Annotated in this window: 15 protein-coding genes and 2 pseudogenes; 3 read left to right on the top strand and 14 right to left on the bottom strand. The window is 69.1% G+C overall.

What is annotated here, in order from left to right; translation table 11 throughout:
• Positions 1 to 112: 112 nt before the first annotated feature.
• Positions 113 to 337 (top strand): annotated as a pseudogene (locus IF30_RS0137040) (transposase); the annotation flags it as partial.
• Between the two features lie 11 nt (positions 338 to 348).
• Here the strand turns inward: IF30_RS0137040 and IF30_RS48885 are convergent.
• From IF30_RS48885 to IF30_RS46025, 12 genes and pseudogenes are all read right to left on the bottom strand, one after another.
• A pseudogene (locus IF30_RS48885) lies at positions 349 to 456 on the bottom strand (IS5/IS1182 family transposase); the annotation flags it as partial.
• A gap of 860 nt (positions 457 to 1,316) precedes the next feature.
• The gene (locus IF30_RS48330) at positions 1,317 to 1,493 is read right to left on the bottom strand and encodes a hypothetical protein (protein ID WP_158835813.1); all 177 of its coding nucleotides are present in this window, start codon (positions 1,491 to 1,493) and stop codon (positions 1,317 to 1,319) included.
• Positions 1,494 to 1,589: 96 nt separating this feature from the next.
• Complete coding sequence (locus tag IF30_RS44300; RefSeq protein WP_030246864.1) at positions 1,590 to 2,843, bottom strand: tetratricopeptide repeat protein; 1,254 nt, start codon at positions 2,841 to 2,843, stop codon at positions 1,590 to 1,592.
• Between the two features lie 36 nt (positions 2,844 to 2,879).
• The gene (locus IF30_RS0137025) at positions 2,880 to 3,806 is read right to left on the bottom strand and encodes a hypothetical protein (RefSeq protein ID WP_030246862.1); all 927 of its coding nucleotides are present in this window, start codon (positions 3,804 to 3,806) and stop codon (positions 2,880 to 2,882) included.
• A gap of 115 nt (positions 3,807 to 3,921) precedes the next feature.
• On the bottom strand, positions 3,922 to 4,098 hold the full coding sequence (locus tag IF30_RS48325; protein ID WP_158835810.1) for a hypothetical protein: 177 nt from the start codon (positions 4,096 to 4,098) through the stop codon (positions 3,922 to 3,924).
• A gap of 134 nt (positions 4,099 to 4,232) precedes the next feature.
• Positions 4,233 to 4,379: a hypothetical protein gene (locus IF30_RS48320; RefSeq protein WP_158835807.1), complete on the bottom strand. Its 147-nt coding sequence runs from the start codon at positions 4,377 to 4,379 to the stop codon at positions 4,233 to 4,235.
• A gap of 252 nt (positions 4,380 to 4,631) precedes the next feature.
• Positions 4,632 to 4,802, bottom strand: a complete 171-nt coding sequence (locus IF30_RS48315) for a hypothetical protein (protein WP_158835804.1) — start codon at positions 4,800 to 4,802, stop codon at positions 4,632 to 4,634.
• 54 nt (positions 4,803 to 4,856) lie between these two features.
• Positions 4,857 to 5,060, bottom strand: coding sequence for a hypothetical protein (locus tag IF30_RS0137000; protein WP_158835801.1), 204 nt, complete (start codon positions 5,058 to 5,060; stop codon positions 4,857 to 4,859).
• A gap of 28 nt (positions 5,061 to 5,088) precedes the next feature.
• On the bottom strand, positions 5,089 to 5,307 hold the full coding sequence (locus IF30_RS0136995) for a hypothetical protein (protein ID WP_030246851.1): 219 nt from the start codon (positions 5,305 to 5,307) through the stop codon (positions 5,089 to 5,091).
• Positions 5,308 to 5,405: 98 nt separating this feature from the next.
• Complete coding sequence (locus tag IF30_RS0136990; RefSeq protein WP_030246848.1) at positions 5,406 to 6,254, bottom strand: helix-turn-helix domain-containing protein; 849 nt, start codon at positions 6,252 to 6,254, stop codon at positions 5,406 to 5,408.
• A gap of 24 nt (positions 6,255 to 6,278) precedes the next feature.
• Positions 6,279 to 6,803 (bottom strand): DUF6879 family protein, encoded by a 525-nt coding sequence (locus tag IF30_RS0136985; RefSeq protein WP_030246846.1) that lies wholly within the window; start codon positions 6,801 to 6,803, stop codon positions 6,279 to 6,281.
• Positions 6,727 to 7,038 carry a hypothetical protein gene (locus IF30_RS46025; RefSeq protein ID WP_078891997.1) on the bottom strand — a complete coding sequence of 104 codons (312 nt, stop codon included), beginning with the start codon at positions 7,036 to 7,038 and terminating at the stop codon, positions 6,727 to 6,729. The genes IF30_RS0136985 and IF30_RS46025 overlap by 77 nt, the downstream gene beginning before the upstream one ends.
• 627 nt (positions 7,039 to 7,665) lie before the next feature.
• On the opposite strand from IF30_RS46025, the gene IF30_RS0136980 reads away from it, so the two are divergent.
• Positions 7,666 to 8,634 (top strand): hypothetical protein, encoded by a 969-nt coding sequence (locus IF30_RS0136980; protein WP_030246844.1) that lies wholly within the window; start codon positions 7,666 to 7,668, stop codon positions 8,632 to 8,634.
• A gap of 19 nt (positions 8,635 to 8,653) precedes the next feature.
• Here IF30_RS0136980 and IF30_RS0136975 read toward each other — a convergent pair whose 3' ends face one another.
• A complete protein-coding gene (locus IF30_RS0136975; RefSeq protein ID WP_030246842.1) occupies positions 8,654 to 8,926 on the bottom strand; it encodes a hypothetical protein in 273 nt (90 codons plus the stop codon).
• Positions 8,923 to 9,177, bottom strand: coding sequence for a hypothetical protein (locus IF30_RS0136970; protein WP_030246835.1), 255 nt, complete (start codon positions 9,175 to 9,177; stop codon positions 8,923 to 8,925). Before IF30_RS0136970 ends, IF30_RS0136975 begins: the two co-directional genes overlap by 4 nt.
• A gap of 163 nt (positions 9,178 to 9,340) precedes the next feature.
• On the opposite strand from IF30_RS0136970, the gene IF30_RS0136965 reads away from it, so the two are divergent.
• Positions 9,341 to 9,922, top strand: coding sequence for a kinase (locus tag IF30_RS0136965; RefSeq protein WP_234322981.1), 582 nt, complete (start codon positions 9,341 to 9,343; stop codon positions 9,920 to 9,922).
• Positions 9,923 to 9,941: the final 19 nt, after the last annotated feature.

Below are 9,941 nucleotides of genomic sequence, written 5' to 3'. Positions count from 1 at the left end.
CGACACGATCCACGGACGAGATTCCCTCTTCCCCACGGACGATCCAACGAGCAGACCAGCCGACGGTCACACAACAACACGGCTTCTGTTAGGACCTGTTACAGCGTGTCCTATGTGGTGGTCGGGTCGTTGGGTCGGGCATGGGGAGCGGTGGGTGGGCTGGATCGTTCCTGACGGCTTGTGGGAGGTGGTGGAGCCGTTGCTGCCGGCGGCTCGGGTGCGGCCGCAGGGCGGCGGAACGGCGAACCTGGACGACGAGGCGGTGTTCGCCGCGATCGTCTATGTGCTGACGACCGGGTGCGCGTGGCGGCATCTGCCGCCCTGCTTCGGGCTGTCTAACTGATCGTTTCAGAATGCCGTTTGGAGCCGCCATAGGCAGATGATGCTGCAGGCGAGTTCGAGCAGGCCCTGATGGAGGGCGGCGCGTCGCTCGTAGCGGGTGCGGAGTCGCTTGAACTGGGAGAACGCACCGGCCTTGCACCTTCTTCCCGACCTGCGGAAATGAGCTGAGGTGCAAGAGGCCACGGTGTGATCTCAGCCGGTCCCCGCTGATATGGGATGGTGCCAGCGCTCACGACACTGTTGCGCCCCGGAGCCGGCAGGTCTTGTGTCACAGCCATAGTGCCCGGAGGGTGCAGTAACCGACGGCTCAGGTGCTCGTTCCCCGGGCATGACCCTACGTTCAGCTCTCACCGCTCTAACGCTCGGAGTAGGTACCTTCGCGGCTGCGCTCTTCGCGGCGGCGCCCGCGTCGGCTGGTGGCATCGTCGTCATCGCCTCGCCCTCACACGACAACTCGTGCCTCAACCTCGGCTCAGCCAAGGCGGCCAGTTCGCTCAAGCGTGCTGCGGGTACCGTCAGCAACCTTCTGGGGCAGGTCCCTGTCGCTAGTCCGCTCAATCACTGTGGCGGAGCCGACGCGCCCTTGCTTCCAGACCTTTTCGGAGGGGACCAGGTCAACGAAGACCGGCCCCAAGTTGCTGGTGGCGATAAGTTCTTTCCGTAAGCACGGGTCCTGGCCGTGTCCTCGCCATGCGGCACCCAGAAGACTGCGTTGGAGGTGCTGAGAGCCAGGAGGTAGCTCAGTCTGCTCTCATCGTCCTCTACGAGCTGCGTCAGGCCCAGGCAGAGCGCCCGGAGTGCGACGAGCCGGCCGTGCTCTTGGTGCACGCCTCCGGCCAGGATCCCGGTCAGCCTCGGTAGTAGCCACGATGTCTCCGCGAGCAAGAAAGCCCACGTCCTGCGGCAGCGGGGGCAGCCGCAGGACGTGGGCGTGCCCTCCGCTGGGGGTTGAAGCCGGCGAGGGTTCGGGGTGATCAGAGTTCCCTGATCACGCGGATGTCGAAGGAAAGTCCCCGCTGCCAGATCTCGACGCTGCGGTGCTCGCCGACTCGGACGTACCGGAGCTTGCCCGGAACGCCGGTGCCGCTCATCTCCTTGGTCAGGTCGACCGGCTCGGCCACTTCCTCGCGGTAGATACGGACACCACTCACCAGGTAGGCGATCAGGACGACGATGAGTAGGGCTCGTTCCAGGTGGTGCTCCGGTTGTCCGGGATGCGGATCAAGGGCAGTCGACAGGGATCGGCTCTATGCCGGGACCGGGGGAAGGTTCGCGACCGTGCGCAGAGCGTGATCGCGCGCGCGGAAGCCGAAGGAGACGAGCGTGACGCACTCTCCTTCTGCGAGGGGCGTCCGTCCGTGCGGTGTGAGCGCGCCGTCGAACACGACGCCGTCGCCCGGGGCGAGGTCACATTCGAGGTAGCCGCTGGCGTCGATGAAGACGGTGGTACTGCTGCGGGCCGCCCTGCTGGAACGGTCGTGCCCGAGGCACAGGATCAGGTTGGCCTCACCGAAGCCGAAGTCGTCCAGGTGGAAATCGAGGTACTGCCCTTCGTCTACGTACGCGATGTAGACGGCGGCGTGCGGCTGCTCGACGTCCAGCCCGGCGGACCCTGCCACGACTGCTGAGAGATCGACCTGTTCGGCGAAGTGGCTCGCGGCGTCGCCGACTGCGGCGTTCCACTTGCCGTTGTGGAGGTAGCCCTCGGCAGCTATGGCCTTCCCGGCCTCTTCCGCCATCGCGGAGATCAACTCGGTGGGGAACGACTGGTCGCGGGTGTGACGCAGGTGGCGCGGCTGCACGCGCCGGAGCGGGGCGAGCCCGCCCATGGCGTCCCGGATGCTGGGGAACCCCTCCGCCCAGCGTGCCGTCGTTCGGGCCGTGGTGCGGGACCGGAGCCATGAGGTCCACTGGCGGCTCCACCCGGTCGGTGCAGCGCTGTCTGCCACCGGTGCGACGGCCTGACCGATCAGCAGCTCGATCCGGTCGAGTGCGACCTGCGTGGAATCGACCAGTCCGGTGTCCCCCTTGGCGATCCGCAGTCGCAGCGCTTCCAGCAGGTGGGACTGCGCGGCGGCGAGATCGCCGCGTTCCATGAGGTACTTGCCGGTGTGCTGGAGCGCGAAGTCGAGGAGTTCGGGGTGCCGGCTCCGTGCGGTGCTCAGCGCACTGCGGTAGAGCGCGTCCGCGGCCTGCGGGTCACCGGCGTGGCGGTGGGCGTCGGCGAGGTTGATCCCGGTGGCGAGGGCGGCGCGGGTGTTGCCGGTCGCTACGGCTAGGTTGAGCGCCTGATGGAGGTGTGTGCGGGCCTCGTCGTAGTTGCCCAGGCACATCTGGCCGATGCCGATCCATCGGGTCAGGATGCGGGCACGGGCAGGGTCGCTCCCCTGGGGTGGGGTCCGCAGTTCCTCGTGGAGCCGGCCGACTGCGGCGGTCAACTCGTTCCGGTCGGTGGGGACCATCCGCAGGTTGTCGTCTTGGGTGATGAGGTGATCCAGCACGTGACCTCCGGTCGTTCTGGTGTGCTCAGCGTGGGACTACAGGTGGTCAGTGTGATGGCGCAGGTCGGCCAGCAGCTCCCGCCCGTGCGGGGTGAAGTGCCCGGTGAGGAGTTCGAGTTCGCGCATGAGGTAGCGCACGGCCTGCAGTCCCTCGTCGTAGGCGCTCTGGAAGCTCGCGCGCTCGGCGGGCGTGAGGTCGTCGCGGCGCAGTTCGGTCTGGCGGAATCGGAGGAGCTGGTTGTAGACGCAGGCGGCGTGGAAGGCCCGGTCGATCTCCCAGTACTGGTTGCGGTCCTCGCCCTGGCCGACTCGCCACCTGATCTTGATCTTGGGGGAGGTCCGGGAGGAGTACCCGTCTGCGAAGACCTGGTGCTGGAGGACGTGGAAGCTGATCGACTGGTGAGTGCCCTCGTGCAGCAGGTTCTCCGCCAGGTAGAGGGGGGAGGGCTGCTCGCCGACGGTGTTCGGCGGGATGTGGCGCGCCGCCTTGTCGGAGAACACGATGACGTACGGGAGCGCGGGGTCGCTGGAGCTGGTCAGCACGGAGACGCGGACGCCGGGCTTGAGGCCCACCCACAGCAGGCCCCGGACGAATTCGCGGACACGGTCGAAGCCCTCGGGGTGGACGAGCGACAGGCGGTCCAGGGCCTGGCTGAGCATTGTTCGGCGCTCGTCGGTGTGCTGGGCGATGTCGTAGTCCGTCAGGTTGATCTCATGGGCGATCTCGGCGGGCAGCTCGGCGTCGAACCAGTCGAAGGTCGCCCCGGCCACGGTCACGGGTTCACTGCGCAGGGTGCGGGCGTGCTCCGCGTAGGGGATGCCGGACTTCACCAGGCGCTCCATCAGCGCGAACGGGAGCGCCGGCTCCGCGCCCTGCTCGCGGAGCCGGATCAGGTCCGGGTCCTTGCGGTCGAGGTCGAAGAAGGAGCCGGCGGGGACGTAAGTGGCGATGGCGGGCTTCAATGCAGACTCTCCTTGATCGGGTGTGTGCGCGGCTGGGAGCGGCGGATCGGTGAGGGAGATAGCCCTCACCGACCCGCCTTCGCCGTCAACTAACCGGCATCAGTTGAGGATTGCGTCAGACCTCGGTGCCCACCGGCGCGAAGTCGTCGTCCGGGATCAGGTGCTCCAGGCGGCGGGTCAGCGTGTCGACGCCCGTCTGCGGGGCGAAGTCGCCGTCCGGGACCGAGTGGTCCAGGCGGCGGGTCAGGTTGGTGACCTCCGGGTCACCGAGCTTGGTCGCGACAGTGCTCATTGCCTCTCCAATCGGGTTGGCTTCCGCTCGCTCAGTGGCGGGCGGACAGATGTGCGGGGTGGTGCGGCCCGGCCCGGCAGAAGACCCTTTCCGACGGGCCGGGGGTTTGTGGGCGCCCGAAGGCGCGGTGCCGGCTAAAAGCGGCCGGAGGCAATCAGGACGGTTGCCAGCGCTATCAGCGCGAACAGCGACAGCGTGTAGGCGACGGCGACCGGCACAGGGGTCGGGAGCCCGCGTGCGGTCCGCTCGGCCGCCTCGTGGTACTCGTCCTGGTCGTCCACGGCGTCCCTACGCCGTTCGCTGGTCGAGCGCGGCCCGCAGCGCGGCGCGGCGGTGGGGCCTGCGGGCGCGGGCAATGCAGTCGTCACAGATCGGGTGGCAGGTGCCCCGGTCCTCGCCGGGGGCTTGGAGCGCGCTGCCCGCGCAAATCAGCGTGTCCCGATGGCAGACCCAGCAGGTCCCCTGGCGGTAGCCATCGGGCCGGTCCATGACCGCCCCTTCACCTGCGAGGTGTACGGGCCGCGGCGGGGTGTTCAATCCGCGGCCTCCAATTCGGTCAGCAAGACCATCTCCGGGTAGGGGTCGCTGGAGCTGTCCCGGTTCACCCAGGCGTGGCTGGCGAGCCTGCTCGGGGTCTCGGCAACGGTGCCCGTCCAGCCGTCCGTGCGGTGCCGGACCGGGTCGCCCTGGATCACACTGTTCACAGTTGCGCCTCTCCATCGAGTCGGGGCGTGCGATGTGGTTGCGCTGGTTGCCGCTCAGGTCGCGCGGCTGGTGGGGTAGTGGCGGTCGATACCCGCGGCGAGCACCGCGTCCTCCCCGGGGTGGGCCTTGACGTACTCGGCCGGCAGGAGGAAGCCGAAGCGTCCGCAGATGCCGCAGCCCCAGGTGTCGTCGGCGGGCGACTGGGAGTCGTACGCCGTCTCGACATAGCAAGCCGGGCAGAGAGGGGGCGGCTCCATCCGCTGGCGGGTGGTCCCCTGCACGGGCTCACGCGGCCCATCTGCGGGCCACGCAGTCCCGGCAGGGGCAGGTGGAGCGAACAGCGGCGTTTTGGAGCACGGTGCCCATTGAGGGAGCCTGCCCGGCGGCGATGGCTGCCAGGTAGTCGTCCAGTGGGTTCCAGCCGGCGGCAGCCCGGCTCAACTCGTACTTGCTCGGGCCGGTCACGACCTCGTGGTACTCACGCTTGGGGGTATGTCTCGCCATCGGTCTGTCCTCCTTCGCCATGGCGGCGGGGGGTGCGTGATAGACCGTAAGGAGTCGGCTACAGACGGTGCCACCGTCTTGCACCGTCTTGCACGGATTCACCCGAGGGCGTGGATGGCCTGCTCAATCAGGGTCCGTGCCTCATGGCCGTGCACCGCCATGCCCGAGAGGATTCTGAACGCCTTCGAGTACGCGGCGACCTCACCTGGAGCCGTGATCTTGACGATCGCAGTCAGCAGCTCGGCGTCAACCTGCCGATCATCGAACATGTAGAAGGCTTCGAGGGGCCACATGGCTCGCGGGGCTCGGAAGGGGATCACTCCGAGGCTGACGCGCGGCAGAGCCATGATGTCCATCAGGTGGTGTAGTTGATCGGCCATGGCCTCGTCGTCGCCCAGAGGGTAGTACAGGACCGTCTCCTCCAGGACGAATGCGAAGGTGCAGTTCCCCTGGCGGAGATAGCGATCTCGTTGGAGTCGACTCTCGACGGCAGCCTCAACGTCGTTCGGCGTGTTCTGGAACGCTGTGATGGTCCCCATCAGCGCGCGGGCATACTCACGGCGCTGAACGATCCCGGGCATGACGTTGGAACAGTACATGCGGATGTGCCGGCTGTTCTCGAACTGGGGCAGGATTGCGTCCTGGGCGTGCTTCATCCCTGTTCGGTGCAGCCGCTTCCACTGGACGTACATCTCGTCGGCAGCGCGGCTGGCGGCTACCAGGTCAGGAGCCTCGCCCTCAGCGCCGCAGGCAGCGCACCACCGCTGGATGTCATCGGCCGAAGGCGGGGTCTTTGCGCCGGCGATTCGCGAGACCTTGGACTCGCTGAAGCCCGTCCGCAGGGCCAGATCATGTCCCGTCAGGCCAGCATCTTGCTGAAGGGCTTTCAACCTCTTGGCGATCGTCTCTCGGGCGCTTTGCGCACTGGACGAGGGAGACAGGGGCATGATCTGGCGGTCCTGCGTACGAGATCAGACGACGAACTTCTCGTGCTCCACTCCGCGCTCCCAGACCGCTTCGAAGGCGCTGATGCACAGTTCGACGACCGCCGGGTCCTCGGAGTACTGGGGGTCCAGCGCCGCCCCGGAACCGTCGAAGAGGTTGAAGCGAACCGCGCGGCCGTCCACGAGCCAGAAGTCGTTGCCCGGCAGGGCAATGCCAGACGCCTCGCTGCGGGGCAGCCAACGGACCTGCTCGCCGATGGCGAGGTTCACGCTCGTGATGTGGTGCTCGTATCGGATGTAGTCCGTGACCGGTACGGAGACAACGCGGGCCCGGCGGACCTGGACACCTCGGGCGACCGTGCGGCGGACGAGGTCACTCCACCCGCTCCAGTACTCCGAGTCGGGGTCAACGTCGACGGCTTCGCCGCGGTGCCACTTGGCGAGTTCGGAGGCTTCCTCGGCGACGCTGTACTGGTCACGCAGTTCCAGGTGTACCGCCGTGCTCTTCGCCGAGTCCAGCATCTCGAAGAAGCTGGGAACGCTCTGCCTCATCACACGCCTTCCTGAGAATCGGCACCATGCGGGCCGGAATCCGAAACACTCCCTCGTGCGCCGGGATCGTGTTCTCGTGGTCCGGACCGTGGCCGGCTGCGAGGACGCCGTTGATCGACGCTTCGTCGGCCGCATAGGTCTGAACCAGCAAGTCCCCGTTCCCCTCATCGACCCAGACGGTCGGGCTGTTCCCCTGGCCGGTTTCCGGGTCGATACCAAAGAACCGTATCGTCATCGCCACCCCTCCTGTCACTTCACTTGCGCGATCTTGCACGGTTGTTGGTGCCGGAACCAGGATCGCCTGTGCGCGGAGATCGTGTCAGGCATTTCGTCTTCTGATGGACCGCCAGCTCAGCCCTGGAGTGCAGCCGACGGCGGTGACCCGCAGTTCCAGGGGATACTGCTGGGCTCGTCCGCCTCCGGGGCGGGCACGTTCGGTGACGCAGAGCGGCCGGGGATGGGGCCTGGGGCCATCGGCCGGCGGGGCTTGTGGAGCAGTGGTGAGTGGAGGTCGCGGGGGTGGGCTCTGGTGCCCGCCCGCCGATCTCGACACCGTCGGGGAGCAGCTGCCGAACGGCAGCGTCGCCCTGGTGGCGGTAGGCGTGACGGGCGATGCAGTGCCCGTTCTCCCGGGACTGGGTGGCCTGGCGCTCCAGCTTCACGACGCGCTGGCGTCGTTGCATCGCACGAGCCGATGCACGATGATCTCCTTGGCCCTATGGCGGCCGCGCCGAGCGGGAACCGGTCTCCCGCATCCCCCGGCGGAAGGATCCCCAGAGCCGCCGGCACCGCCCACCCCATCCGACCGCCAGCTGGTCGATGATCCCAACGAGCCGGACCGGCGGTATCGAAGGGACATGCCATGGCCCCGGCCAAGCTCACCCGCCTTGCGGGCATCCGAGCCCAAGTCACCCGCGAGCAGCACCAGCTGGCAGTACACCGCCTCACTGCTCTGGGACCCGGCTCGCCGACGGTCCCGCACCCGGCCGACCCGGCCCAGGAGGCCCTGGAATGGTGGATCATGCTCCGCTGCGCCTGGCCTGCCGAGCCGGTGGTCGCCCCGTTCGGCTTTGAGCGGGTCAGCCCGACCCCCGACGGCCTGCACATCGAGCCGGCCGCCACCCCGGCCTACCGACGCTGGTTCGTCAGCACCGTGTTGCCGTCGGCCGGCCCCGACGGAGAAGTCACCGGCATCCCGGGCCTGCGCACCGACCGCGACCGGACCGGCGCTCCCGTCCTGAGCCTGGCCGGCACCACCGCCAGCGTGGTCCTGCGCGGCATCCCCGCCCAGCAGTGGCGCACCCTGACCGCCGACTTCGAGGACGAGCTCCGCAGCGCAGGCCACTTCCCGCTCTGGAACACCGGACCGGCGACCACCGAGGAGATGCGGAATTTGACCTGGTTCGACCCCGCCACCGCCGGCCCCCGACCGCACTGGCTCGGCAGCGGCCTGCTGCGCCGGGTGGGGGTGTTCACCGCGGCGGGTGTCCCGGCGCTGGTCACCGGCTGGCCCACGGCGGGCACGATCGCGGACTGCTGGAAGTTCGACCTGGAGTTCATCCCCGGCCACGTGCCCGACCACGGCCGGCTGGCGGCCCTGCTCGCGGATCCAGCAGTCGGCCTGGCGATGCGGGTGAGGGGGCACGAGTGCCGGGAGAGCGGCGCGTCCAGGTGCCGTTTGCGGCTGGTGGCGGCCGACGGCCGGCCCGGGGAGGTGGAGCTCCTGTTCCGGCACACCGACGAGGCGGTGATCAACGCGTGGGAGACCCGCTGGCCCAAGGAGTTCGCCCTGATCCGGCAGGCCGGAAGGCAGGCCGAGCCGCAGCACTGACGGCCGGCCCTGCGCTGGGCTACAGCACGGTGAGAGTGATCACCCACAGGTGCGGAACGGGCGGGTCCGGCAGGATCACGTAATGGGCGATCAGGTCGGGCAGGACGATCTGCCGGATGCTGTCGTCGAGGTCGTCGAGGTCGTCGCCGTCGCTGGCCGGCCAGGACCACGGATCCGCCATCGCCCGCTCCAGACCGTCCTGGAGCTGCTTGACCTGGTCGTCGGTCAGGACGGTGCGCACCAGGGCGGCGGCCTCGGCGGACAGCCGGGCCCGGTAGGGGCGGGCGGTCACCGGGTGAACAGGTCGTCGAAGTCGACGCCGTCGTCCTCGGGGCGGCCGGCGCGGTTCCAGCCGTGGACGGCGGCCGCGGCCAGCGCGGTGGCGCGGGCGATCCGCTCCTCGCGGGTGCCGCTGGCGGCCAGGTGGTCCGCGGTGAGGACCCGTCCGATCAGCGTGTCGACGTCGATGCCCGCGCTGGCGGCCCGCTCCCGCAGATCGCGGACCAGCTCATCGTCCAACCGGGTCGTCAGCTCTACGGTCATGAGTCGATGGTAGGGCCCGGGCGAGCCCCGGCGAAGGGGGCCGGGGAACCCCGTGCTGTCCGCTCGCGCCCCGGCCGGCCACACGACCACCTGCGGCCGCTTCAACCGATGAACGACCGTCCCGGCCGAGTCCCCAGCCTCGGCCGTGGGTACGGACGCCGGTGTGGACCACAGCCTGGAGCACCCCTCCGCCGGGACGGCCGGTACCGCGACCGGCAGCACCGGCACGGTGCTGGTGGTGGTCCGCGGACCGAGCGGCGCCGGGAAGTCGAGCACCGCCGCCCGGATCCGCTCCGCCTACGGCCGCGGCCTGGCCATCGTCGGACAGGACCAGCTGCGCCGTGAGGTCCTCCGTGAACGGGACGTCGCCGGCGGCGCGAACATCGCCCTGATCGGCCTGGTTGCCCGGCATGCTCTGGACGCGGGCTTCCACACCGTCGTCGAGGGCATTCTCGACGCCGGCCGGTACGGCCCGATGCTTACCGACCTGGTGGCCGGCCACCGAGGGCGCAGCTACCTCTACTACCTCGACATCGGATTCGACGAGACGGTGCGGCGTCACGCCACTCGGCCGCTGTCCGCCGAGGTGAGCGTCGAGCAGATGGCCGGCTGGTACCGGCCGCTGGACCTCCTGCCCGGCGGCCTCGAACACGTCATCGGCGAGGACAGCACCCTCGACGACACCGTCGCCCGGATCCTGGCCGACACCGCGCTCACCCCGCCGGGCCGGACACCGCGTCCGTGAACCGGCAGGCCTACGACGG

This window comes from Streptomyces sp. NRRL S-350 (assembly GCF_000719705.1).
Classification (GTDB): Bacteria; Actinomycetota; Actinomycetes; order Streptomycetales; family Streptomycetaceae; genus Kitasatospora.
Note: the sequence above shows the minus strand (reverse complement) of the source record. Positions and strands in the feature narration are given on the sequence as shown.